We start from the raw sequence: 23,479 nt of genomic DNA on the forward strand, positions 1-23,479 counted from the left end.
GGCCGTCCGCGCCGCCGATAATGCCGATGGCCGCCGCCTGCGGCAGGGTGAAGGCAATCAGGCCGAAGTAGTTCAGCGTCAGCGCCCCCAGCACCGTGGCGAAGATGCCGAACTGCGCCGCCGCGCCGAGCAGCAGGGTGCGCGGATTCGCCAGCAGCGGGCCGAAGTCGGTCATCGCGCCCACGCCCATAAAGATGACCAGCGGCGCGACACCGGAGCCAATCGCCACTTTATAGAACAGCGCCAGCACCCCCGGCGTGTAGCCCATGTCCACCGCCAGGTTCTCCATCTGGCCCTGCACCGACGGCAGCGCCAGCGCTAATGCCTCTTTAATGGCGTGCACGTCCGGCGCGCAGTTAAGCTTCGCGGCAATCACCGCCAGCTGCCCGGCGTCGTGATGCGCCAGCAGGCTTTCCAGCGCGGTCAGCGCCATACCCGCTTCCGGGATGTTGGAGAGCAGGCCGCCGAAGCCAATCGGCAGCAGCAACAACGGCTCGAACTTCTTCGCTATCGCCAGCCACAGCAGCAGCAGGCTGACCAGCAGCATGATGGCCTGGCCTGCGCCAAGGTGCATCAGCCCCATGCCCTGAAGCAGGGCGTTCAGACTTTCCATTTCAGTTCTCCGTTACGCCAGCGTCATCAGGGTGTCGCCCACGGAGACGGCGTCCCCGGACTTCACCGCGATACCGCGGACGGTGCCGGCCTGCGCGGCGCGGATTTCGGTTTCCATCTTCATGGCTTCCAGAATCAGCAGCACGTCGCCTTCGGCCACGCTCTGGCCTTCGGCGGCAATCACCTTCCAGATGTTGCCCGCCAGCGGCGCGGTGACCGGTGTGCCGGCGCCTGCCGGGGCAACCGGGGATGCCGCCTGAACCGGCGCAGACGAAGCCGCCGTCAGCTGGCTGATATCGCCGCCGTCGCTGACTTTGACCACAAAGGCTTTGCCCTCCACTTCCACGGTATAGATACCGGAGGCGGCAGGCTTCTCTGCTTTTGCCACCGGCTGCGCGGCTTCCGCCTGCGGCAGTGGCTCAAACGCCGCCGGGTTATGGCGGTTTTCGAGGAATTTCAGCCCAATCTGCGGGAACAGCGCCACGGTGAGCACGTCGTCGATGGCGTTTCCCGCAAGCTGAATGCCCTTCTCCTGCGCCTGGCGCTTCACGTCCGCTTCCAGTTCAGCCAGCTCCGGTTTGAGTAAATCCGCCGGACGGCAGGTCACCGGTTCAGCCCCTTCCAGCACGCGGGCCTGTAACCCGGCGTTGACCGGCACCGGGGTGTGGCCGTACTCGCCCTTCAGTATCCCGGCGGTTTCCTTCGCGATGGTTTTGTAGCGCTCGCCGGTCAGCACGTTGAGCACCGCCTGGGTGCCGACAATCTGCGAGGTCGGGGTCACCAGCGGGATAAAGCCGAGGTCCTCGCGCACGCGGGGGATTTCCGCCAGCACCTGGTCGAGTTTGTCCGCAGCGTTCTGCTGCTTCAGCTGGCTTTCGAGGTTGGTCAGCATCCCGCCCGGCACCTGCGCCACCAGAATACGGCTGTCGTAGCCTTTCAGCTGGCCTTCAAAGGCGTGATATTTTTTGCGCACCTCGCGGAAGTACGCGGCGATGTTTTCCAGCTTCAGGATATCCAGCCCGGTGTCATATCCGGTTCCGGCAAGCGTGGCGACCAGCGCTTCGGTGGCCGGGTGGCCGTAGGTGGCGCTCATGGAGGAAATCGCCGTGTCAACGCCGTCGATGCCCGCTTCAATGGCTTTCAGCAGCGCCATCTCCGCCATCCCGGTGGTGGCATGACAGTGCAGGTGCAGGCGCACGTCATAGCGTTTTTTGATTTCGCTGACCAGGTCATACGCCGCCACTGGCGTCAGGATACCGGACATATCCTTGATGGCGATGGAATCGACGCCGGTTTCCAGCAGTTGCTCCGTTAAATCCAGCCAGGTCTGCAGGGTGTGCGCCGGGCTGGTGGTGTACGAGAGCGTGCCCTGGGCGTGGGCGCCGTGGCTGCGTACCGCCTGCAGTGCGGCTTTCATATTGCGCGGGTCGTTCATGGCATCGAAGACGCGGAACACGTCCATGCCGTTTTTCACCGCGCGTTCGACGAAGCGTTCCACCACGTCATCGGCGTAGTGGCGGTAGCCGAGCAGGTTCTGGCCGCGCAGCAGCATCTGCAGCGGGGTTTTGGGCATGGCTTTTTTGAGTTCGCGCAGGCGCAGCCACGGGTCTTCGCCGAGGAAACGGATGCAGGCGTCAAAGGTGGCGCCGCCCCAGCATTCGAGGGATCCGTAGCCCACGTCATCAAGCTGGGCGGCAATCGGCAGCATATCGTCAAGGCACAGGCGGGTGGCGAACAGGGACTGGTGGGCGTCACGCAGGACGACGTCGGTAATGGCAATGGTCATGGATTCCTCCGTAAATTAAGGGTTAAGGCGGCGATGGTGGTGGATAGCGGCGGCAATCACCGGCTTGAGGCGGGCAAAGTCGTCAGCGGGCGCGGCGGCGGCAGGTGCCGCCTTCGGTACTGGGACCGGTTCAGGGAAGAAACGGTTGACGGCGGCGGACATGCCGCGGATGGCGAAAATCAGCAAGAACAGAAACGCCAGCACGAACCCCATGCCGAGGAACATCAGAGTGAAGCCTTCACCTAATAGCACCGAACTATTCATAATAAAGTCTCAAATTTAATAATCTAAAATAGAAAAGTAATATCAGGCATTAATAGAAGGGATAAAATACCGGTAGTAAAATCATACTAACGATAAAACAAACCAAACTAATCGCCAATCCGGGTTTTAAGAAATCTTTAAATTTAACATTCCCCGGGCCAATAATCATTGAGTTTGCTGGAATAGCCATTGGGGTACAAACAGCAACACTACTCGCAATAAAAACAGCAATAACAACTGCACGAGGGTCTGCGCCAATAGATTGTGCGATAGTCCATCCTACCGGGCATAACAACGTACATGCTGCAGTGTTACTCATTACTTGAGTCAAAGCCCATGTAAGTATCCACAATGACGCCATAATAATCATAACGCCAGAATCTCCGGTTACTGAAATAACGGCATTGGCAATCATTTCTCCAGCACCAGTAGAATTAATCGCGGCACCTAAAGGCATCATAAACGCAAGCATGAAAACAGTTAGCGTTTCAAAAGAATTAAAAGTTTCCTTTTGTGTTAAAACGCCAGCGAATACAAGAACAATAGCCGCACAACATGCAATAATATGCATTGGAGGCAGAAACTTAATATAATCAGTTGCCACCATTCCAGCGATAGACAGAATAAAAACGGCTAAAGTTAAATTTCTATGCCAGGCCGGAATTTGGCTATAATCCATTTGAGAATCAGATTGTGTATTTCCATCACGATCTGCGATGAGTTTTGAACCGAAGAAATAGAGAAATATAGAGCATGCAATCAGCAAAGGAATACCAATTTTAGCGTATTCGAAAAATGGCACCGACAGACTTCCCTTACTAAAAGTTTCAATAGTATTTTTAGCAATCAGATTTCCTGGCGAACCGATAATAGAAATGTCAGCACCGATTGTTGCCCCAAAAACCAGAGGCATAAGAAGTTTAATAGGCTTAATCTGACTACTGGCGGCAATACCTAAAACAATAGGAATTAGCACAGCAACTGTTCCGCTATTAGAAACAAAGGCAGACATAACTCCACCAATAAGAAAAATCAATACACTAAGGCTTCTTTCTGTTTTAGCATATTTTAGTAAAATTTTACTTGATTGCCATGCCAAACCTGTTTTAAAAAATGCCGCACCGAGTACACACATGGCGACGATAAGAATAACATTCGCATTTACGATTGAAGCAAAAATATCCTTAGCATCGATAACACCGGTAAAATAAAGTGCCATTGGGACCATAAATGCAACTAATCCCATAGGAAGACGATCGCTAACAAAGATAATTATTGCAACCACTAAAACCAACAAAGTAATAATCGCTGGTGACATGTATACGTCCTTATATTATTAGGGTACAAAAACAACTCATTACAGTCATGAATACAACTGCAACAAGCATAAATCACATGTTATACTAAAATTACATCTAATTAATTTCTATTGAGAAAGAATACACTCACATAAATAACAACACTTACCCGACAAAGGCATAACATATTCTTACTGCTTTTGTTTCTATTTAATCAAATAATTTCCTCTTAAAATCTGTCTGTGTATAATGCTACTTATATAAATGAAACTCATCCAATGCTAATAAGGTTGCAGCTTATGCAATATCGGCATCACCTCGAACTAACATGGCTCGAAGACTGTCTGGCTCTAAAAGAAACGTTGAATTTCTCAAAAGCGTCTGCCTCAAGATATGTGACTCAACCCGCATTTAGTCGTCGGATACAATCTCTCGAAGAATGGGTGGGTACGCCCCTTTTTGAAAGAAGTAAACGGGGAGTCACCCTTACCAAGGCCGGAGAAGTATTTACAGACCAGCTTCCCGAACTGATCCACTCCTTGTACACATTGAAAAGTGATACCCTTGAGGCCGCAGGTAATAAACAACCTAGTCTTGTTTTTTCAGCAACGCATGCTTTGTCTTTCTCTTTTGTACCGCACTTGTTAAAGCAAAGTGATAAAATTGCAAAATTTGGTTCATTTCGTCTTTTATCTGACTCATTGAATGCGTGTGAAAAAATGATGCGGCAGGGAGATTCACAATTTTTGCTGTGTCACCATCACCCACATATGCATCTAAATTTAAATAAAAATAACTTTATGAGCATTCGTCTTGGGTTTGATACATTAATTCCATTCAGTAAACCAGACTCAGAAACGTTAAAACCGTTGTGGAATATAAATAATAAGATTCAATTCCCTTACCTTTCTTTTTCATCACAATCAGGTCTGGGAAGAATAATAGCAAATACAGCGTCTATTAACAGAATTACCCATAATATAAATGTTGCCTTTGTGGCCGATCTGGCAGCAACACTATTGGCAATGGTCAGATCTGGCGATGGTGTTGCCTGGATACCTCAAAGCCTTGCCAGGCAAGATATAGAGGCTAAAACTATTGTTACTGCAGCGGAAAAAGAAAGCAATTTATGGGTACCCATAGAAATAAGACTTTATAGACCAGCCAAGAGAATGCCTCCAGATGCCGAAGAGCTATGGGAAATTTTTGTTGAAGAACAAATATAATTATTTAATTGTAAAATGTTCTTTAATATAATCCTCAATGAATTTAATTAACGCTCTGGTTGCATATGATAAATATTTATCTTTCTTCCAGGCCAAACCAATCGTAACATAAGTCGGCTCAGTCATGGCCTTGGTTATTACTTTTTCGGCTTTAAGATCGACAGCGTCCAAAATGAAAGAAATTCCTTCATTTTTAGCAACCAGATCTATGTTGGTTTGAATCCTGTTTGATGATAGAAAAATATGTGTATGAATTCCTCGCTTTGTACATTCTTCAATAATCGTTTTTCTATGCCAGGAATCTTTTTTCATTAGTATCAATGGCTCATATTGTAGATCTTCCCAATCGATACTATCCTTTTTTGCCAGAGGATGTTTATCTGACATACATACCACGTGCTGCTGAGTCATTAATGGTACCGTAACTAATTCTTTTGGACAGTCATTAATAATAACAATAGCAAGATCCAGCTCTCCAGCAGAAAGTTTATCATGTAAACCAAAAGTCCCCTCTTCAACAAGAGAGAGTTCCATCTCTGGATAAATCTCTCGGAAATGCTTGAAGAGCGGTGAAAAAAGAAACAAACTTATCATCGGTGGGATCCCCAAAGTTACTATGCCACCATTTTCATTACGATAATCTTTCATTTCCGCTACGCTATTTTTTAACGCAATAAGGATAGGTTCAATTTTTTGTAAGAAAAACATGCCCTCCTCAGTAAGGACAAGTTTATTTTTCTTTCTATCAAATAATGTCACCCCTAATTCAGTCTCTAACTTCTTAATAGCAATGGTGATATTAGGTTGAGAAACAAAATGCCGCTCAGCAACTCTGGTTAAGTTACCTAACAAAGAAGCGCTTACAAAATATTCTAATTGTCTAATTTCCATCTATTTTTCACTACTATAAATAAAATTTATCATTTAATAAAAATAACATATTTCCTTCCTACAATGAATACGAATATCATGAAAATGTGATCAATGGATAAAACAATGCAACATAGCACTGGAGGGAGTATGAGTCGTATATTAAATACAGAAATTATCATTCCGGTTATCGAAAAACTTGTAAAAAAAGCTTGTTATGAACTGGATGATAATCTCATGTGTTCTTTTCGTAAAGCATATGATAAAGAAGAGTCAAAGATCGGCAAGGAAACCATTAAGATATTAATTGATAATGGAGAGTATGCAAAAAAAGAACAACTTGCATGCTGCCATGATACCGGCACTTGTATCGTTATAATGGAAATTGGACAACATGTATGCTGGGAAGGTAAGCCGCTTAAAGATCAGGTGAACCAGGGTGTTCGCCAGGGCTATGAAAATGGATACTTAAGAAAATCCATGGTTGCAGATCCATTAGAACGTATTAATACTAATGATAATACTCCTGCAATTTTACATACTGAAATTGTTGATGGTGACCGAGTGACAATTACCGTTATGCCAAAGGGCGGCGGTAGCGAAAATATGGGAACTTTTAAAACATTGCTTCCCGGCGATGGTATTGATGGTATAAAAGATTTTGTTCTGGAAACTGTCCGTCGTGTAGGAGGCAATCCATGCCCTCCTTATATTATTGGTATCGGCGTTGGCGGTACAATGGATCACTGTTCGTGGATGGCGAAGAAAGCATTATTACGCCCTCTTGGTGAGTTCAATGCAAAACCACTTTATGCCCAGCTCGAAGCTGAATTATTAGAGGCCGTGAATAATACAGGGATCGGCCCTTTAGGTATGGGCGGGCGTATTACGGCGTTAGGCGTGCATGTCGATTACTATCCTTGCCATATTACTGCATTGCCAGTCGCAATCAATTTCCAATGTAATGCAAGCCGCCACGCTAGTGAAATCATTTAATACCTGGAGAAGCTATGATGGAATTAACATTACCATTGACTAAAGAGAAAGCGAAAACTCTTAAGGTCGGCGATATATTATTTCTCACTGGATTTGCTTACACCTGCCGTGACGCCGCGCATAAAAAAATCGAAGTAGCGCTTAGTAACGGAGAAAAATCACCAGTCGATTTTCAAAACCAAACGATTTACTATGCTGGCCCCTGCCCTGCCAGACCTGGTTTACCTATTGGCTCCAACGGTCCTACAACGGCCGCGCGTATGGACCCATTTGTAGAAATGATGTTTCAACAAGGGGCAACTGCGTTTCTTGGCAAAGGCGATCGTGCTGATTATGTCGCTGAGCTTTGTAAAAAATACGGTGGGGTTTCGCTACTCGGGATTGGAGGAGCGTCTGCAATTAATACAAAACATGTTAAATCAGTAGAAATTGTTGCCTACGAAGAATTAGGAACAGAATCCATTAAGAAGTTATATTTTGACCGCTATAGAGTCATTGTAGGAATTGATTCGGAAGGAAATACCCTCCAGAAGCAGGAAGTACCTAAGTACGCCAAATAATAATACATTAATATTGGCAATATCGGTCCGGTAGGCTGTTACCGGACCGATATGTTTTCTATCCTGCACTTCACCACAGGATAGAAAATAAAATTAGCCGCGACGGGCTTTTACCGCTGCCGACAACTGACGAAGCAGCGCATCGGTATCTTCCCAGCCAATACAGGCGTCAGTAATGCTTTTACCGTAGGTCAGCGGCTGACCGCTTTCCAGACTCTGGTTTCCTTCCACCAGATGACTCTCTACCATCACGCCAATAATCGCTTTTTCACCGCCTGCTATCTGCTGACAGACATCGGCGCAAACCTCCATCTGCTTTTGAAATTGCTTACAGGAGTTGGCATGGCTGAAATCGATCATGACCTGCGGCGTCAGTCCCGCTTTGATGAGGCCTTCTTTCACCTCAGCAACATGTTGCGCGCTATAGTTTGGCGCTTTACCGCCGCGCAGAATGATATGGCAGTCGCCGTTGCCGCTGGTATTCACAATCGCCGAATGACCCCATTTAGTGACGGAGAGGAAGCAATGCGGCGCGCCGGCGGCGTTGATGGCGTCAATGGCGACTTTAATCGTGCCATCAGTACCATTTTTAAAACCGACCGGACAAGAGAGGCCAGACGCCAGTTCGCGATGAACCTGGGATTCAGTAGTCCGCGCGCCAATGGCGCCCCAGCTCATCAGATCGGCCAGATATTGCGGCGTGATCATATCGAGGAATTCGCCGGCGGCAGGCAGGCCGCTGTCGTTAATATCCAGCAGCAGTTTGCGCGCAATACGCAGACCGTCGTTAATCTGGAAGCTGTTATCCATGTGCGGATCGTTAATCAGCCCTTTCCAGCCGACGGTGGTACGCGGTTTCTCAAAATAGACGCGCATGACAATTTCAAGCTCGCCTTGAAGCTCATCACGTAGCGCCAGCAAACGGGCGGCATACTCTTTCGCCGCTGCCGGATCATGAATTGAACAAGGACCGATCACCACCAGCAGACGATCGTCATTGCCTTTGAGAATTTTATGGATAGCTTTGCGCGCGTGAGCAACGGTATTTGCTGCATTTTCCGTGGCGGGAAACTTTTCCAGCAGCGCGACCGGAGGTAATAACTCGTTGATTTCTTTAATGCGTAAATCGTCGTTCTGATAATTCATGTTTATTCCAGTGTTGCCGTACTTATCCCAATGAATGCAATCCCTCCAATCTATCTCTTCAATTAAATAGTGTAAACGGGCTTTTACACTTTGAACGGAATAATCCTGGAATTCAGGAAAAAAACGCACAAATGTAGCGAAAAATGGGATCTAACCTACACTTTTTAACTGTAACCACTCTGTTTATGAATTATTGCAAGATTCTCTGCTGCGTTAACCCGCGGCGGCGAACGCTTTTTATCCCTTATTTGAGGATTTGACTGACACGTGCACTGTTGGAAGAGGTTATCCGACATATCCACCATAACAGGAGCATCTTATGAAAATGACAAAACTGACTACGCTTTTACTCACCGCTACCCTCGGCCTTGCCAGCGGCGCAGCGTTAGCTGCTGAATCTAACGCGCAATCCAGTAATGGCCAGGCGAACTCGGCGGCAAATGCCGGTCAGGTTGCCCCGGACGCCCGCCAGAATGTAGCGCCGAATGATGTGAATAACAACGACATCAATACCAACGGCAATACTAACAGCACGATGCAGCATCCAGACGGTTCAACCATGAATCATGACGGAATGACCAAGGATGAAGAGCATAAAAATACCATGTGTAAAGACGGTCGCTGCCCGGATATTAATAAAAAAGTGGAAACCGGTAATGGCGTCAATAATGACGTGAATACCAAAACCGACGGTACCACACAGTAATGCAGAAAAAAGTCTGATAACGGGAGAGCTTTCGCTCTCCTTTTTATTTTGTCAGCGAAAAATCAGTATGATGTCTACAGTATTGATGAGAATAACAAAGGAATGACGTTATGGCGCACTCACACTCTCATGCCGATTCACACCTGCCGAAAGATAATAATGCTCGTCGCCTGCTTTTCGCCTTTATCGTCACTGCCGGATTTATGCTCCTTGAGGTGGTGGGCGGGATACTCTCCGGCTCTCTGGCGTTGTTGGCGGATGCGGGACATATGCTCACCGACGCGGCGGCCCTTCTCTTTGCGCTGCTGGCGGTTCAATTTTCCCGTCGTCCCCCGACTGTTCGCCACACTTTTGGCTGGCTAAGACTCACCACTCTGGCGGCCTTTGTGAATGCCATTGCGTTGGTGGTCATTACCCTTCTCATTGTCTGGGAAGCGATAGAGCGCTTTTACACGCCACGTCCGGTGGCGGGCAATCTGATGATGGTGATTGCGGTTGCGGGTCTGCTGGCGAACCTGTTTGCGTTCTGGATTCTCCATCGGGGAAGCGATGAAAAAAACCTGAACGTGCGCGCTGCCGCGCTACATGTGATGGGCGATTTGCTGGGTTCCGTCGGCGCAATAGTCGCCGCGTTGATCATTATCTGGACAGGCTGGACGCCAGCGGACCCGATTCTCTCTATTCTGGTTTCGGTACTGGTGCTACGCAGCGCCTGGCGTTTGTTAAAAGATAGCGTCAACGAATTGCTGGAAGGCGCGCCGGTTTCACTGGATATTAATGCCTTACAGCGCCATTTAAGTCGGGAAATCCCCGAAGTCCGCAACGTACACCATGTGCATGTCTGGATGGTCGGCGAAAAACCGGTCATGACGTTGCACGCTCAGGTCATTCCGCCACACGACCATGATGCGCTGCTGGAACGTATCCAGGATTTCCTGATGCACGAATACCATATTGCGCACGCTACGATTCAGATGGAGTATCAAGTGTGTCACGGCCCGGACTGTCATCTGAATCAGACGCCATCCGGGCATGTTCATCACCATTAACGGGAAAGCGCGCGCGATCCTCGCTCCCGCGCGCTGTTTATCCACAGGCGACTACCGTTCACGGCGATAAATGTCAGGATCAGATATTCCAGCGACATCGCATAGACGCCCTGCAAAGCAAAAATCACCACACTGATTACGTTGATTATCACCCACAGGAGCCAGTTTTCGACATATTTGCGTGTCATCAAAATCATCGCCACGATAGACAGCACCATCATGCAAGAGTCCCAGAACGGGAAAGCGTCCGGTTGCAGTACAGGCATTGTCACCTGTAACCCCAGCATCTGCATAATGGCGACGGCCACGCGCGTCAGGACGGCGAATACGGGATCGATATATCGCGTCATCAAACCGATAGCTATCACACATATCGCCAGCCATGCCATTGCTTTTGGCAACGGCAGCCAGCGGATTTTAAGCTCGGCTTCATTATCCTTTGTTTGCCGCGACCACGCATACCAGCCATAAATATTGGCGGCAAAGAAAAAGAGTTGCAGCAACAGGCTGGCATAAAGCTGGATCTGAAAGAAAATAATCGCAAACAGGGTGACGTTAACCAGTCCAAAAAAGTAGTTGCTGATCTTCTCCAGACTGGCAAGCCAAATACAGAGCAGGCCGGCGATGGTTCCTACCGCTTCGATCCACGAGAGATCGTACCCGCCAGCGCCAATCGGAATATGAATCAGTATGTTGTGCGTACTAAAAAAATCCATTCTCTCCCCCAAAGATTTCCGTCTTTACGCCCGAAGTGTAGCCGCAAAATCCAGCATCCGGTTGAGCGGCAGTAATGCGCCCTCGCGTAGCGCCGCATCAACCTGTATTTCATGCGCCGCGCCTCCCTGCTCCAGCCCTTCAGCAATGGCTTTCAGGCCATTCATCGCCATCCACGGACAGTGCGCGCAGCTACGGCAGGTCGCCCCCTCGCCAGCCGTGGGCGCTTCAAGCAGCTCTTTTTCAGGCACCGCCTGCTGCATTTTGTAGAAGATGCCGCGATCGGTCGCCACGATAAGCTGTCTGTGCGGCAGCGTTTTTGCCGCCTTAATAAGCTGACTGGTGGAGCCCACCGCATCGGCCATCTCGACAATGGACTGCGGCGATTCAGGGTGAACCAGAAGAGCGGCATAGGGATAGATTTTTTTTAAACGGGTCAACGCCTGGGTTTTAAACTCGTCATGCACGATACACGCCCCTTGCCAACACAGTACATCGGCCCCGGTCTGTTTTTGCACGTAATTCCCCAGGTGTCTGTCCGGCGCCCAGATAATTTTTTCCCCCAAACTATCCAGATGCTCAATCAGTTCTACGGCGATACTGGAGGTCACAACCCAGTCCGCACGCGCTTTAACAGCAGCCGAGGTGTTAGCATAGACCACTACGGTTCTGTCAGGATGCGCATCACAAAAAGCGCTAAATTCGTCTATTGGGCAGCCTAAATCCAGCGAACATTCCGCCGCCAGGGTAGGCATAAGAATGGTTTTTTCCGGGCTGAGGATTTTGGCGGTTTCCCCCATAAACCGTACGCCCGCTACCAGTAGCGTGGATGCGGCGTGCTTCGCGCCGAAACAGGCCATTTCCAGCGAGTCGGAAATACAGCCGCCGGTTTCTTCTGCCAACTGTTGAATTTCCGGATCGGTGTAGTAGTGCGCCACCATGACGGCATTGCGCTCTTTGAGCAACCGCTTGATTTTCTCACGATAAAATTGCTTTTCATCGTCATTCAACGGCGTTGGTTTCGGCGGGAACGGGTAGATTGCGGCTTGTGGGTCAAACATTACGCTCATCGTGGTTTCTCGTTTTACTGACTTAACGAAATAACCGAATGAAAGCGTAACAAACGCCACAATCGGTTAATTTGTTTTATATGCTAAACAAGATAGCTGATTCAATAAGGAAAGTCACAATAATTACGTAGCCCCATATCTGATGGCGGCGTAACGTCTTATCTGGCCTACTTGAGCGGTGCCGTCTGTAGGCCTGATAAGCGCAGCGCATCAGGCAAGACCCAAACCTGCGGCAGGTTCGAATCTTCCATATTGCAGATAGCAAAAAGGCGCCGCCAGCGCCCTCTTTTACATTGGTGGGTCGTGCAGGATGACTCGCTTCGCTCGCCCTTCGGGCCGTCGCCGCAAGCGGCTCCGTTGTCTCACTGCGTGAGTCCCGAACCTGCGGCAGGTTCGAATCTTATAAATCGCAGATAGCAAAAAAGCGCCTTTAGGGCGCTTTTTTACATTGGTGGGTCGTGCAGGATGACTCGCTTTGCTCGCCCTTCGGGCCGTCGCCGCAAGCGGCTCCGTTGTCTCACTACGTGAGACCCGAACCTGCGGCAGGTTCGAATCTTCCATATCGCAGATAGCAAAAAAGCGCCTTTAGGGCGCTTTTTTACATTGGTGGGTCGTGCAGGATGACTCGCTTCGCTCGCCCTTCGGGCCGTCGCCGTAAACGGCTCCGTTGTCTCACTGCGTGAGACCCGGACCTGCGGCAGGTTCGAATCTTATAAATCGCAGATAGCAAAAAAGCGCCTTTAAGGCGCTTTTTTACATTGGTGGGTCGTGCAGGATTCGAACCTGCGACCAATTGATTAAAAGTCAACTGCTCTACCAACTGAGCTAACGACCCCTTGGATAAGGGTTACTGCTTCAATCATTCAGGATGGTGGGTCGTGCAGGATGACTCGGCTTCGCCTCGCCCTTCGGGCCGTTGCTAAAGCAACATTATCCTTCACGTTCTCTACCAGTTACCACCTTGTATATTGGTGGGTCGTGCAGGATTCGAACCTGCGACCAATTGATTAAAAGTCAACTGCTCTACCAACTGAGCTAACGACCCATACGGGTGCTGCCTGAAAGATTTTACTCGGACCATCTAAAGATGGTGGGTCGTGCAGGATGACTCGGCTTCGCCTTGCCCTACGGGCCGTTGCTGACGCAACGTTATCCTTCACGTTCAACATCTGAGTTTGATGTTAAATTGGTGGGTCGTGCAGGATTCGAACCTGCGACCAATTGATTAAAAGTCAACTGCTCTACCAACTGAGCTAACGACCCAAGTGGTGGGTGATGACGGGATCGAACCGCCGACCCCCTCCTTGTAAGGGAGGTGCTCTCCCAGCTGAGCTAATCACCCGATACTACGCTGGATATTACTGACTAACCGAAGTTAGTGGTGGGTCGTGCAGGATGACTCGGCTTCGCCTCGCCCTACGGGCCGTTGCTGACGCAACGTTATCCTTCACGCTTTATTCTCGTTTCCACCGAACGATTGGTGGGTCGTGCAGGATTCGAACCTGCGACCAATTGATTAAAAGTCAACTGCTCTACCAACTGAGCTAACGACCCACTTTTGCGTTGCTTTCGAGTTGTTTAATATCCCGTGGCAACGGCGGCATATATTACTGATTTCAGATTTGAGCGCAACAAAAATTTCGACGCAGAGGGCTCAACTGCTTAGGAATCGCACGACGCGACCAGAAAAAAGGCGTTTTCTGGTCGCATGGTACGCATTACATCGCGTTAAGACGCTTCTGCGCCTGTTTCGCGCCATCAGTGCCAGGATATTTGTTAATCACCTGCTGATAAACCGCTTTCGCTTTTGCCGTATCACCTTTGTCCTGCATGATAACGCCAACTTTGTACATCGCGTCCGCAGCCTTCGGCGACTTAGGATAGTTTTTTACTACCGAGGCGAAATAATAGGCGGCGTCATCTTTTTTACCCTTGTTGTAATTCAACTGGCCCAGCCAATAATTGGCGTTCGGCTGATAAGTAGAATCAGGGTATTTCTTGATGAAGTTCTGAAACGCCACAATCGCATCATCCTGGCGAGACTTATCCTGCACCAGCGCAATTGCCGCATTGTAATCGGTATTCGCATCGCCACTTTGTACCGGCGCCCCTGAGGTTGCCGTACCGGCATCCGGGGCGGGGGTCGCAGCGGTTGCCGCCCCGCTCTGGTCACCAGCCGCTGGCTGCGCTGCGCCGCCATTATTTAAGCTCCCCAGCTGCAGCATAATTTGCTTCTGGCGCTCCATCACCTGATTCAGTTGATACTGATTTTCCTGGATTTGGCCGCGCAAAGAATCGATATCAGACTGATTATCGGAGAGCTGCTGCTGAAGTTGGGTTAAAAGCTGGCTGTGAGCGTTAGAGATACGCTCAAGTTGAGTGACGCGGTCTTCGACCGAGCCTGAGCCGACACTACTGATTGGCGCCTGAGCAAAAGCGGCCCAGGGGGCCGCTATGCCAACCAGTAACGACAGACTCAACAGGTGATGTCTGAAGTTACTGCTCATGCAATTCTCTTAGTAAACCAGTACAGCGCGACGGTTCTTAGCGTAAGCCGCTTCGTCGTGGCCCAGTACGGCAGGTTTTTCTTTACCGTAAGAAACGATGGAGATCTGGTCAGCGGAAACGCCTTTACCCTGCAGGTACATTTTAACGGCGTTAGCACGACGTTCGCCCAGGGAGATGTTGTACTCAGGCGTACCACGTTCGTCCGCGTGACCTTCTACGGTGACTTTGTAAGACGGGTTGCTACGCAGGAAGTTAGCGTGCGCATCCAGCATTGCCGCGAAGTCAGAACGGATATCGTACTTGTCGAGATCGAAGTAAACGATGTTGTTCTGCTGCAGCTGCTGCATCTGCAGACGCGCTTGCTCTTCAGATGACATGTTGCCGTTGCCGTTAGCGTCCATACCAGTGCCGGCGCTGTTCAGCATGCCGCCTTCGCTACCGTCATTGCTGGCGTTCTTGTTGGAAGAACATGCCGCGATTGCCATAACAGGCAGGGCAATCATCAGGCCCTTCAGCACTTTGTTCAGTTGCATTTCTTTAATTCCTTTAGTAATCAATTAATTATTATCACAGATACGGCGACCAGGCAGGCGATTTCACCTGACCATCAGTTGCCGGAAGACGCGCTTTGAAACGCCCATCTGTAGAAACCAAATTCAGCACAGATCCCATCCCCTGAGAAGAGCTGTAGATTACCATCGTGCCGTTAGGTGCCAGACTTGGCGTTTCATCCAGGAACGTTGACGACAGAACCTGTACGCCACCCGTCACCAGATCTTGTTTGGCAATGTGCTGCTGCCCGTTATTTGAGCTTACCATTACCATAAATTTACCGTCGCTGCTGACATCCGCATCCTGGTTTTGCGAACCTTCCCAGGTAATACGCTGCGCCGCACCGCCGTTAATGTTCATTTTATACACTTGCGGACGTCCAGCCTGGTCAGAAGTAAAGGCCAGAGTCTGGCTGTCCGGGAACCAGGTCGGCTCCGTATTGTTGCTACGCCCGTCCGTTATCTGACGAATCTGGCCGGAGGCGAGATCCATAACGTACAGGTTCAGACTTCCGGTTTTCGATAACGCGAACGCCAGTTTCGTCCCATCCGGCGAGAAGGCCGGCGCGCCGTTGTGACGCGGGAAGGACGCAACCTGACGCACTGCGCCGTTTGCCAGCGTCTGGATAACCAGCGCGGAGCGACCGCTTTCAAATGTCACGTAAGCCAGTTTTGAGCCGTCCGGAGACCACGCCGGAGACATCAACGGCTGCGGAGAACGGTGCACCACAAACTGATTGTAACCATCGTAATCCGACACACGCAGTTCATACGGGAACTGACCGCCATTAGTCTGTACCACATAGGCGATACGAGTACGGAACGCGCCCTTAATGCCCGTCAGTTTTTCAAAGACTTCGTCACTGGCGGTATGACCTGCATAACGCAGCCACTGCTTGTTCACTTTATAAGAGTTTTGCGCCAGTACGGTACCCGGCGCGCCGCCAGTGTCAACCAGCTGATAAGCAACATTGTAGGAACCGTCCGGATTCGGCGTGACCTGTCCAACGACGACGGCATCAATACCCAGCGCAGACCATGCGGTAGGCTGAACTTCCTGAGCGGTGGCTGGCTGCTGCGGCAGTCGGGACCGGTCTAACGGATTAAATTTACCGCTGTTGCGTAAATCTGCCGCCACGATGCCGCCGATATCTTCAGGCGCAGCGCCCGGCCCGGCCCATTTAAAAGGCACAACGCCAATCGGTCGCGCCGAGTCCACCCCCTGGGTGATCTCGATACGGACTTCTGCGTGCAGCACCGCCGCCCACAGCATCAGAAAACCAAATGCTACTCGTAATGCCTGCTTCATCATATCTCCCATACCTGGGCCTGCGACCCACGATAATTTAGCAGAATGTTAACAAACTCAAATACACAAAACCACCAGGACCAGTAACAACTCAACCGCTCCAACTTCCATAAAGAAAAGTATCTACAGTTTAAAGTCTAGTTTGGCATCCTTTATTTTCTCATAAACAGCCTGGCTTGGCGGTTTAGGAATTTTCGCGGTTTTTGCCGCCATTAACGCCGCCTGACAAAGCGCCGGATCGCCGCCCTCAGACGTAATGCTTTTTAATGAGCCATCCGGCGCCAGGCTAATATGCAAGACACATTGTTTGCCCTGATACAGGCTCGCATCATACAGACGGCTCTGAATGGCGACCTGAATCTGTTTCGCGTAGGCGCTGATATCAGCGCCTGTCGTCCCACCGTTAGCGCCCGATGTACCGCTATCTTTCGATGGCTGACCATTCCCTTTCGCGCCGCCGCCGGTTTTCGGCGCATTCTTACCCGAGCTGAGATCGCCAAGCAGATCGTCGACGCCTTCTGCGGCGGCCGCTTTTTCGGCTGCCGCTTTCTTCTTCGCGTCCGCCGCTGCTTTCGCCGCCGCGGCATCCGCTTTCTTCTTCGCCTCCGCCGCCGCTTTCGCCGCCTCGGCATCCGCTTTCTTCTTCGCCTCCGCCGCTGCTTTCGCCGCTTCGGCTTCCGCTTTCTTCTTCGCCTCCGCCGCTGCTTTCGCCGCTTCGGCCTCTGCTTTCTTCTTCGCGTCCGCCGCTGCTTTCGCCGCTTCGGCTTCCGCTTTCTTCTTCGCGTCCGCTGCCGCTTTTACCGCCTCGGCCTCTGCTTTCTTCTTCGCGTCCGCCGCCGCTTTCGCCGCCTCGGCCTCCGCTTTCTTCTTCGCGTCCGCCGCCGCTTTCGCCGCTTCTTCGGCCTGTTGCTGCTGCTGTTGCGCCAGTTTTGCCGCTTCTTCAGCCTGCTTTTGCTGCTCCTGAGCCGCTAAACGTTCTTTCTCAAGTTGTTTCAACCGCTCCTGTTCGGCAGCCTGCTTCTGCTGCAACTCCTCTGCTTGCTGCTGTTGCAGCTTTTTACGCTCTTCTTCCGCGCGTCTGGCGCTGGCCTGTTGATCCTGCTGACGGTTGTACTGCTGCACAACGGCGCCAGGATCGACCATCACCGCGTCGATAGCGGAACCACCGCCGCCGCCGGCAGAAGCCTCTATATGCTCATCAAACGAACTCCAGATCAGCACTGCAAATAAGATGATATGCAGCACGGCTGAAATAATTATCGCCCGTTTGAGCTTGTCGTTTTGTTCGGTTGCCTTTGACACTCTCGGTTCCCAAAAAACTGTTCGCCTGTTACTCGCCGTCTTTCAAGCCAACGGGACGCAGACTTCAGATTGGCTGCGTCATTAAGCCAACCGATTTTACGCCCGCGCTGTGTAACAAGTTCAGCGCTTTAATTATTTCATCGTACGGCACCTCTTTCGCGCCGCCGATTAAAAAGACTGTTTTCGGATTAGCCTGCAGATGACGCTTTACTTCTGCGATCACCTGTTCAGACGGCAGTTGATCCATTCGATCTTTATCAACCACTACGCTGTATTGCCCTACTCCGGAAACCTCAATAATGACCGGTGGATCGTCGTTACTACTGACCGCCTGCGACTGATTCGCCTCCGGTAAGTCGACTTCCACGCTCTGGGTAATGATCGGCGCGGTTGCCATAAAGATCAGCAGCAGCACCAACAGTACGTCGAGTAGCGGTACGATATTGATTTCGGACTTAAGTTCGCGACGACCTCGTCCACGCGTTCTGGCCATGGCTTACCCCTTGTTGCTTTCGCTTACGGTAAACGCCTGGCGGTGCAGAATCGCGGTGAACTCTTCCATAAAGTTGTCGTAATTCAGTTCCAGCTTGTTCACGCGCTGATTCAGTCGGTTGTAAGCCATAACCGCAGGGATAGCGGCAAACAGACCAATCGCCGTGGCAATCAATGCTTCGGCAATACCCGGCGCAACCATTTGCAGAGTCGCCTGTTTCACCGCGCCCAGGGCGATAAACGCATGCATAATCCCCCATACGGTGCCAAACAGACCGATATAAGGACTGATAGAGCCTACCGTGCCAAGAAACGGGATATGCGTTTCCAGCGTTTCCAACTCTCGGTTCATGGAGATGCGCATCGCACGCGACGCCCCCTCTACCACTGCCTCCGGCGCATGGCTGTTGGCGCGATGGAGCCGGACAAACTCTTTGAACCCGCTATAAAAGATTTGTTCCGAGCCCGACAGACTATCGCGTCTCCCCTGGCTTTCCTGGTACAGACGCGATAGTTCGATTCCGGACCAGAATTTATCTTCAAACGCTTCCGCCTCACGCGCAGCGGCGTTCAGGATACGCGTTCGCTGGATAATGATGGCCCAGGATGCTATTGAAAAACCAATCAAAATCAACATGATAAGTTTAACCAGAAGGCTTGCCTTCAGGAACAAATCAAGGATATTCATGTCAGTCACTGCTTAAACTCCGCGACAATAGACTTAGGAAGCGCACGAGGCTTCATTTTGAGTGGATCAACGCAAACAATCAGAACCTCTGCTTCATTTAGCAGCGTGTTCTCTGCGTTGACAATGCGTTGCGTGAAAACCAAAGCGGTGCCACGCATTGACGTAATTTCTGTTTGAACTTCAAGCATATCGTCGAGCCGCGCAGGCGCATAGTATTCCAGCGTCATCTTGCGCACCACAAAGGCGACCCGCTCCGCCAGCAGCACCTGTTGGCTGAAGTGATGGTGACGCAGCATCTCCGTGCGCGCTCTTTCATAAAAAGCGACATAGCTGGCGTGATAAACCACACCGCCGGCGTCCGTGTCTTCGTAATAAACTCGAATTGGCCATCGAAACATATACTTATTCATCCCTGCAGCCTCTTTATTGGCGTCATCCGCTTGCCGCCGTAATGCCTCAAGAATGCCGTTGTATATCGCCTTGTATTCACTTTACATCCCAGTAATGCAACAAAAGTAGAGCTTTTAAACGTTGCTACTATACGCGTGGGAATGAGGCTTGGGAATGGGGGGAAGTTAAGGGAGAGTAAAAATATATGGGCTTATGCAAGCCCCTATATTTTTAAGGAGGTTTCTTATTCACAAGAAGAAGAAAATCAGGCCGACGATAAGGACGATATCCGCAAGGAGCGGACAAAAAATCCCTTGCCAGTGTACGGATTCAGGGCGAAAACCCACGCCGTGGATTATGCCTGCGCAAACCGCCCACATCAGCAATAATCCGTGCCAGATTTCAAGCGTGCTGGTCCTGGCGGCAAACCGTGACGGGTCCCAGAACATACATCCTGCCAGCACTATCGCCATCACGAAGGAAAGCGCCCTTAACGGGCGCTTGTCCATTACCGCATAAATATACTTCATCCTCTAAGCTGCCTCTTTGTTGGCTGCGGCTGCACACCCCAGTCACTTACTGATGTAAGCTCCTGGGGATTCGCAGCCTTGCCGCCGCGATGCAACTTAAATGATTTTGTATATTGCATAGCGACAATATGAATCATTAGCTTTCTTCTTGACCGGTTTTACCCGCTTCAACGTGCTCAAGCGCCAGGGCGGTAATGATCCCGAATGCACAGGCAAGAAGCGTTCCCAGAATCCATGCGAAATACCACATTTTAAGCTCCTTACTTAGTACAGAGAGTGGGTGTTGCTTTCAATATGTTCTTTAGTGATACGACCGAACATTTTCCAGTAACACCAGCTGGTGTAGATCAGAATGATCGGTACGAACACCGCCGCAACCCAGGTCATCAGATTCAGCGTCATCTGGCTGGATGTCGCATCCCACATGGTCAGACTGGCATTCATCATCGTGCTGGACGGCATCACAAATGGGAACATAGCGATACCCGCCGTCAGAATAATGCAGGCCAACGTCAGCGAAGAGAACAGGAATGCCCACGCGCCTTTCTCCATACGGGAAGTCAGGATAGTCAGCAGCGGCAAAACCACGCCCAGAGCCGGAACCAACCACAGGATCGGAGCATTATTAAAGTTCACCAGCCAGGCGCCGGCTTCGCGCGCCACTTCTTTAGTCAGCGGGTTAGAGGCAGCATGATGATCAATCGCGGATGTCACGACATAACCATCAATACCATACATTACCCAAACGCCCGCCAGCGCAAAGCACACTAATGTCACCAGCGCCGCAATCTGCGAGGTGGCGCGCGCGCGCAGGTGCAGTTCGCCAACGGTACGCATTTGCAGGTAAGTCGCCCCCTGCGTGATGATCATCCCTACGCTTACGATACCCGCCAGCAGACCAAACGGGTTCAGCAACTGGAAGAAGTTACCGGTATAGTACAGACGCAGATACTCATCCACATGGAACGGTACGCCCTGCAACAGGTTGCCAAAGGCCACGCCAATCACCAGCGGCGGCACAAAGCTACCGATGAACACGCCCCAGTCCCACATGTTGCGCCAGCGCGGGTCTTCAATCTTGGAACGGTAATCAAAACCGACCGGACGGAAGAACAAAGACGCCAGCACCAGGATCATCGCCACATAGAAACCGGAGAACGCCGCGGCGTAAACCATCGGCCAGGCAGCAAACAACGCGCCGCCCGCGGTGATCAACCACACCTGGTTACCGTCCCAGTGCGGGGCGATAGAGTTAATCATAATTCGACGTTCGGTGTCGTTACGACCGAGGAAACGGGTGAGCATCCCCACCCCCATGTCGAACCCATCGGTGACAGCGAAACCAATTAGCAAAATGCCAACCAGCAGCCACCAGATAAAACGTAGTACTTCATAATCGATCATTTGACGACTCCTGTCTTAGCGTGCCGGCTGAGAAGTCACGGTGGACTGCTCAAAGTGATAGCGACCGGTTTTCAGGCTGCTTGGGCCAAGGCGTGCAAATTTGAACATCAGGAACAATTCTGCCACCAGGAACAGGGTATACAGGCCGCAAATCAGGAACATGGAGAACAGCAGATCGCCCACGGTCAGCGATGAGTTCGCCACGGCTGTCGGCAACACTTCGCCGATCGCCCACGGCTGACGACCATACTCGGCGACGAACCAACCTGCTTCAACCGCAATCCACGGCAGTGGAATACCGTACAGCGCCGCGCGCAACAGCCATTTTTTCTCACCGATGCGGTTACGAATCACGCTCCAGAAGGAAAGTGCGATGATCGCCAGCAGCAGGAAGCCGCACGCCACCATGATACGGAAAGCGAAGTACAGCGGCGCAACGCGAGGAATGGAATCTTTCGTCGCTTGCTGGATCTGCGCTTCGGTCGCGTCAGTCACATTAGGCGTATAGCGTTTCAGCAGCAGGCCGTAACCGAGATCTTTCTTCATGCTGTTAAACTGGTCGCGAACGGCCTGGTCGGTAGAACCGGCGCGCAGCTGCTCCAGCAGTTCATAGGCTTTCATCCCGTTACGGATACGCTCTTCATGCTGAACCATGAGATCTTTCAGGCCAATAACCGGCGTGTCCACGGAACGCGTAGCGATAATGCCGAGCGCATAAGGGATCTGAATCGCCAGATGGTTTTCCTGTTTGTCCTGGTCAGGAATGCCGAACAGGGTAAAGGAGGCCGGAGCAGGTTGCGTTTCCCATTCAGCTTCAATCGCAGCGAGCTTGGTTTTCTGCACGTCGCCCATTTCGTAACCGGATTCGTCACCGAGTACGATAACGGACAGTACGGCAGCCATACCGAAGCTGGCAGCAATAGCAAAGGAGCGTTTAGCAAAGGCGAAGTCACGACCTTTCAGCATGTAGTAAGCGCTGATACCGAGGATGAACATCGCGCCGGTGACATAGCCGGACGCCACAGTGTGAACAAATTTCACCTGTGCTACCGGGTTCAGCACCAGTTCAGAGAAGCTCACCATTTCCATACGCATGGTTTCGAAATTGAAATCCGCAGCGATTGGGTTTTGCATCCAGCCGTTCGCTACCAGAATCCACAACGCGGAGAGGTTGGACCCCAGAGCCACCAGCCAGGTGACGCACATATGCTGAACTTTACTCAGACGATCCCAGCCGAAGAAGAACAGACCTACAAAGGTGGATTCGAGGAAGAAGGCCATCAAACCTTCGATGGCCAGCGGCGCACCGAAGATGTCCCCAACATAGTGGGAGTAGTACGACCAGTTTGTCCCGAACTGGAACTCCATGGTCAAACCGGTAGCCACACCCAGAGCAAAGTTGATACCAAACAACTTGCCCCAGAACTTGGTCATATCTTTATAAATCTGTTTGCCGGAAAGGACGTATACCGTTTCCATAATGGCCAGCAGGAACGCCATACCGAGCGTTAGCGGCACAAACAGGAAGTGGTACATCGCGGTCAAGGCAAACTGTAAGCGCGACAGTTCGACTATATCTAACATCATGACTCCTTGCTCATCGCATGAAGACTCCGAGAGTGAACCCCGTTAGAAAGGGTCACACGCATGCCCCAATACAAATTTATTTGCGGCCTCTCATCGTACTATCCCCTCGGGAAGGAAACAGTAATGATGAAAAGTTACAAACATGTTAATAAAAAACCCAAATTGATCCCGCAAATATATTACGCCGTAAAACCCTTACAATAAACAGGTTTTTAGTGGGTCAGATTTGCTTTTTTCGACAGCGATCAATTTATGGCTAATCTATCGCTTTTCAGGGAATTTGATCACGGACAATTTAACCAGTTTTGATACTCTTTTCCAACATTTAAATATTGATTAAAATCAATTTTTGAAGTTAATGTTAATAATGTTTATTCATTGAATGCATGGTGAATTTTTTGTTAACTTTTTGTTTTTGCAA

General features: G+C 50.6%; 24 protein-coding genes, 5 tRNA genes and 3 other RNA genes. 5 read left to right on the top strand and 27 right to left on the bottom strand.

All coding sequences use genetic code 11. From position 1 onward, the window contains the following. The 4 genes from J4650_RS15765 to J4650_RS15780 all read right to left on the bottom strand — a co-directional run. Nucleotides 1-613, bottom strand: a 613-nt coding sequence (locus J4650_RS15765) for a sodium ion-translocating decarboxylase subunit beta (protein ID WP_085407993.1), incomplete at its 3' end; no start/stop codon positions are given. A 12-nt stretch (nucleotides 614-625) separates the two neighbouring features. Further along, nucleotides 626-2,398: a sodium-extruding oxaloacetate decarboxylase subunit alpha gene (gene oadA, locus J4650_RS15770; RefSeq protein WP_039511466.1), complete on the bottom strand. Its 1,773-nt coding sequence runs from the start codon at nucleotides 2,396-2,398 to the stop codon at nucleotides 626-628. Nucleotides 2,399-2,413: 15 nt separating this feature from the next. Continuing rightward, complete coding sequence (locus J4650_RS15775) at nucleotides 2,414-2,662, bottom strand: oxaloacetate decarboxylase subunit gamma (RefSeq protein WP_001089087.1); 249 nt, start codon at nucleotides 2,660-2,662, stop codon at nucleotides 2,414-2,416. A 49-nt stretch (nucleotides 2,663-2,711) separates the two neighbouring features. Beyond that, nucleotides 2,712-3,980 (bottom strand): SLC13 family permease, encoded by a 1,269-nt coding sequence (locus J4650_RS15780; protein WP_023993907.1) that lies wholly within the window; start codon nucleotides 3,978-3,980, stop codon nucleotides 2,712-2,714. A 222-nt stretch (nucleotides 3,981-4,202) separates the two neighbouring features. On the opposite strand from J4650_RS15780, the gene J4650_RS15785 reads away from it, so the two are divergent. Then, entirely contained in the window at nucleotides 4,203-5,186 is a 984-nt protein-coding gene (locus J4650_RS15785; RefSeq protein WP_000282119.1) for a LysR family transcriptional regulator, read from the top strand. On the opposite strand, the gene J4650_RS15790 is transcribed toward J4650_RS15785, so the two are convergent. After that, a complete protein-coding gene (locus J4650_RS15790) occupies nucleotides 5,187-6,077 on the bottom strand; it encodes a LysR family transcriptional regulator (RefSeq protein ID WP_000405924.1) in 891 nt (296 codons plus the stop codon). Between the two features lie 129 nt (nucleotides 6,078-6,206). On the opposite strand from J4650_RS15790, the gene J4650_RS15795 reads away from it, so the two are divergent. After that, nucleotides 6,207-7,052, top strand: a complete 846-nt coding sequence (locus J4650_RS15795) for a fumarate hydratase (protein ID WP_000086831.1) — start codon at nucleotides 6,207-6,209, stop codon at nucleotides 7,050-7,052. Between the two features lie 14 nt (nucleotides 7,053-7,066). Continuing rightward, complete coding sequence (locus J4650_RS15800) at nucleotides 7,067-7,612, top strand: FumA C-terminus/TtdB family hydratase beta subunit (RefSeq protein WP_000970374.1); 546 nt, start codon at nucleotides 7,067-7,069, stop codon at nucleotides 7,610-7,612. Nucleotides 7,613-7,705: 93 nt separating this feature from the next. Here J4650_RS15800 and aroG read toward each other — a convergent pair whose 3' ends face one another. Continuing rightward, complete coding sequence (gene aroG / locus J4650_RS15805; RefSeq protein WP_001109233.1) at nucleotides 7,706-8,758, bottom strand: 3-deoxy-7-phosphoheptulonate synthase AroG; 1,053 nt, start codon at nucleotides 8,756-8,758, stop codon at nucleotides 7,706-7,708. A 319-nt stretch (nucleotides 8,759-9,077) separates the two neighbouring features. On the opposite strand from aroG, the gene J4650_RS15810 reads away from it, so the two are divergent. Both J4650_RS15810 and zitB read left to right on the top strand, forming a co-directional pair. Then, complete coding sequence (locus J4650_RS15810; protein ID WP_000784380.1) at nucleotides 9,078-9,464, top strand: YbgS-like family protein; 387 nt, start codon at nucleotides 9,078-9,080, stop codon at nucleotides 9,462-9,464. A gap of 110 nt (nucleotides 9,465-9,574) precedes the next feature. Further along, nucleotides 9,575-10,513, top strand: a complete 939-nt coding sequence (gene zitB, locus J4650_RS15815; RefSeq protein WP_000951250.1) for a CDF family zinc transporter ZitB — start codon at nucleotides 9,575-9,577, stop codon at nucleotides 10,511-10,513. Here the strand turns inward: zitB and pnuC are convergent. From pnuC to cydA, 21 genes are all read right to left on the bottom strand, one after another. Continuing rightward, on the bottom strand, nucleotides 10,510-11,229 hold the full coding sequence (gene pnuC / locus J4650_RS15820) for a nicotinamide riboside transporter PnuC (protein ID WP_000345361.1): 720 nt from the start codon (nucleotides 11,227-11,229) through the stop codon (nucleotides 10,510-10,512). The two genes, zitB and pnuC, sit on opposite strands and share 4 nt — an antisense overlap. Before the next feature lie 24 nt (nucleotides 11,230-11,253). Beyond that, nucleotides 11,254-12,297 (bottom strand): quinolinate synthase NadA, encoded by a 1,044-nt coding sequence (gene nadA, locus J4650_RS15825; RefSeq protein ID WP_023993908.1) that lies wholly within the window; start codon nucleotides 12,295-12,297, stop codon nucleotides 11,254-11,256. 294 nt (nucleotides 12,298-12,591) lie between these two features. After that, a non-coding RNA gene (locus tag J4650_RS15830) (RtT sRNA) lies at nucleotides 12,592-12,717 on the bottom strand. Nucleotides 12,718-12,746: 29 nt separating this feature from the next. Then, a non-coding RNA gene (locus J4650_RS15835) (RtT sRNA) lies at nucleotides 12,747-12,872 on the bottom strand. 29 nt (nucleotides 12,873-12,901) lie between these two features. Next, a non-coding RNA gene (locus J4650_RS15840) (RtT sRNA) lies at nucleotides 12,902-13,027 on the bottom strand. A 29-nt stretch (nucleotides 13,028-13,056) separates the two neighbouring features. After that, nucleotides 13,057-13,132, bottom strand: a tRNA-Lys gene (locus tag J4650_RS15845). Nucleotides 13,133-13,266: 134 nt separating this feature from the next. Then, nucleotides 13,267-13,342 (bottom strand) — tRNA-Lys (locus J4650_RS15850). A gap of 142 nt (nucleotides 13,343-13,484) precedes the next feature. Next, nucleotides 13,485-13,560: transfer RNA gene (locus J4650_RS15855), tRNA-Lys, on the bottom strand. A 3-nt stretch (nucleotides 13,561-13,563) separates the two neighbouring features. Continuing rightward, nucleotides 13,564-13,639, bottom strand: a tRNA-Val gene (locus J4650_RS15860). Between the two features lie 136 nt (nucleotides 13,640-13,775). Next, a tRNA-Lys gene (locus J4650_RS15865) sits at nucleotides 13,776-13,851 on the bottom strand. Between the two features lie 164 nt (nucleotides 13,852-14,015). Further along, the gene (gene cpoB / locus J4650_RS15870; RefSeq protein ID WP_000097547.1) at nucleotides 14,016-14,804 is read right to left on the bottom strand and encodes a cell division protein CpoB; all 789 of its coding nucleotides are present in this window, start codon (nucleotides 14,802-14,804) and stop codon (nucleotides 14,016-14,018) included. A gap of 9 nt (nucleotides 14,805-14,813) precedes the next feature. Beyond that, on the bottom strand, nucleotides 14,814-15,338 hold the full coding sequence (pal, locus tag J4650_RS15875; protein WP_023993909.1) for a peptidoglycan-associated lipoprotein Pal: 525 nt from the start codon (nucleotides 15,336-15,338) through the stop codon (nucleotides 14,814-14,816). 34 nt (nucleotides 15,339-15,372) lie between these two features. Then, nucleotides 15,373-16,665, bottom strand: a complete 1,293-nt coding sequence (tolB, locus tag J4650_RS15880; protein ID WP_001562341.1) for a Tol-Pal system beta propeller repeat protein TolB — start codon at nucleotides 16,663-16,665, stop codon at nucleotides 15,373-15,375. A gap of 123 nt (nucleotides 16,666-16,788) precedes the next feature. Then, on the bottom strand, nucleotides 16,789-17,967 hold the full coding sequence (gene tolA, locus J4650_RS15885) for a cell envelope integrity protein TolA (protein WP_023136707.1): 1,179 nt from the start codon (nucleotides 17,965-17,967) through the stop codon (nucleotides 16,789-16,791). A gap of 64 nt (nucleotides 17,968-18,031) precedes the next feature. After that, nucleotides 18,032-18,460, bottom strand: coding sequence for a colicin uptake protein TolR (gene tolR / locus J4650_RS15890; protein WP_000124676.1), 429 nt, complete (start codon nucleotides 18,458-18,460; stop codon nucleotides 18,032-18,034). Between the two features lie 3 nt (nucleotides 18,461-18,463). After that, entirely contained in the window at nucleotides 18,464-19,156 is a 693-nt protein-coding gene (gene tolQ / locus J4650_RS15895) for a Tol-Pal system protein TolQ (RefSeq protein ID WP_000131318.1), read from the bottom strand. Continuing rightward, nucleotides 19,153-19,557 (bottom strand): tol-pal system-associated acyl-CoA thioesterase, encoded by a 405-nt coding sequence (ybgC, locus tag J4650_RS15900; RefSeq protein ID WP_001046240.1) that lies wholly within the window; start codon nucleotides 19,555-19,557, stop codon nucleotides 19,153-19,155. Before ybgC ends, tolQ begins: the two co-directional genes overlap by 4 nt. Before the next feature lie 228 nt (nucleotides 19,558-19,785). Beyond that, a complete protein-coding gene (ybgE, locus tag J4650_RS15905) occupies nucleotides 19,786-20,067 on the bottom strand; it encodes a cyd operon protein YbgE (RefSeq protein ID WP_000875305.1) in 282 nt (93 codons plus the stop codon). A gap of 136 nt (nucleotides 20,068-20,203) precedes the next feature. Further along, the gene (gene cydX / locus J4650_RS15910; protein WP_000270278.1) at nucleotides 20,204-20,317 is read right to left on the bottom strand and encodes a cytochrome bd-I oxidase subunit CydX; all 114 of its coding nucleotides are present in this window, start codon (nucleotides 20,315-20,317) and stop codon (nucleotides 20,204-20,206) included. Nucleotides 20,318-20,331: 14 nt separating this feature from the next. After that, nucleotides 20,332-21,471 (bottom strand): cytochrome d ubiquinol oxidase subunit II, encoded by a 1,140-nt coding sequence (gene cydB, locus J4650_RS15915; protein WP_000568258.1) that lies wholly within the window; start codon nucleotides 21,469-21,471, stop codon nucleotides 20,332-20,334. Between the two features lie 15 nt (nucleotides 21,472-21,486). After that, nucleotides 21,487-23,055 carry a cytochrome ubiquinol oxidase subunit I gene (gene cydA / locus J4650_RS15920; protein ID WP_000884369.1) on the bottom strand — a complete coding sequence of 523 codons (1,569 nt, stop codon included), beginning with the start codon at nucleotides 23,053-23,055 and terminating at the stop codon, nucleotides 21,487-21,489. Nucleotides 23,056-23,479: the final 424 nt, after the last annotated feature.

Origin of the sequence: Salmonella sp. 32120201201600049SM (assembly GCF_017572835.1) — a bacterium.
In the GTDB taxonomy this organism is placed as follows: Bacteria; Pseudomonadota; Gammaproteobacteria; order Enterobacterales; family Enterobacteriaceae; genus Salmonella; species Salmonella enterica.

Coding starts and splice junctions, on each gene's coding strand:
- J4650_RS15790 (WP_000405924.1), bottom strand. CDS start 6,077: ATGGAAATTAGACAATTAGAATATTTTGTAAGCGCTTCTTTGTTAGGT.
- aroG (WP_001109233.1), bottom strand. CDS start 8,758: ATGAATTATCAGAACGACGATTTACGCATTAAAGAAATCAACGAGTTA.
- pal (WP_023993909.1), bottom strand. CDS start 15,338: ATGCAACTGAACAAAGTGCTGAAGGGCCTGATGATTGCCCTGCCTGTT.
- zitB (WP_000951250.1), top strand. CDS start 9,575: ATGGCGCACTCACACTCTCATGCCGATTCACACCTGCCGAAAGATAAT.
- J4650_RS15780 (WP_023993907.1), bottom strand. CDS start 3,980: ATGTCACCAGCGATTATTACTTTGTTGGTTTTAGTGGTTGCAATAATT.
- tolB (WP_001562341.1), bottom strand. CDS start 16,665: ATGAAGCAGGCATTACGAGTAGCATTTGGTTTTCTGATGCTGTGGGCG.
- J4650_RS15800 (WP_000970374.1), top strand. CDS start 7,067: ATGATGGAATTAACATTACCATTGACTAAAGAGAAAGCGAAAACTCTT.
- cydA (WP_000884369.1), bottom strand. CDS start 23,055: ATGTTAGATATAGTCGAACTGTCGCGCTTACAGTTTGCCTTGACCGCG.
- cydB (WP_000568258.1), bottom strand. CDS start 21,471: ATGATCGATTATGAAGTACTACGTTTTATCTGGTGGCTGCTGGTTGGC.
- ybgC (WP_001046240.1), bottom strand. CDS start 19,557: ATGAATAAGTATATGTTTCGATGGCCAATTCGAGTTTATTACGAAGAC.
- J4650_RS15810 (WP_000784380.1), top strand. CDS start 9,078: ATGAAAATGACAAAACTGACTACGCTTTTACTCACCGCTACCCTCGGC.
- tolR (WP_000124676.1), bottom strand. CDS start 18,460: ATGGCCAGAACGCGTGGACGAGGTCGTCGCGAACTTAAGTCCGAAATC.
- cpoB (WP_000097547.1), bottom strand. CDS start 14,804: ATGAGCAGTAACTTCAGACATCACCTGTTGAGTCTGTCGTTACTGGTT.
- pnuC (WP_000345361.1), bottom strand. CDS start 11,229: ATGGATTTTTTTAGTACGCACAACATACTGATTCATATTCCGATTGGC.
- J4650_RS15775 (WP_001089087.1), bottom strand. CDS start 2,662: ATGAATAGTTCGGTGCTATTAGGTGAAGGCTTCACTCTGATGTTCCTC.
- ybgE (WP_000875305.1), bottom strand. CDS start 20,067: ATGAAGTATATTTATGCGGTAATGGACAAGCGCCCGTTAAGGGCGCTT.
- cydX (WP_000270278.1), bottom strand. CDS start 20,317: ATGTGGTATTTCGCATGGATTCTGGGAACGCTTCTTGCCTGTGCATTC.
- nadA (WP_023993908.1), bottom strand. CDS start 12,297: ATGAGCGTAATGTTTGACCCACAAGCCGCAATCTACCCGTTCCCGCCG.
- oadA (WP_039511466.1), bottom strand. CDS start 2,398: ATGACCATTGCCATTACCGACGTCGTCCTGCGTGACGCCCACCAGTCC.
- J4650_RS15795 (WP_000086831.1), top strand. CDS start 6,207: ATGAGTCGTATATTAAATACAGAAATTATCATTCCGGTTATCGAAAAA.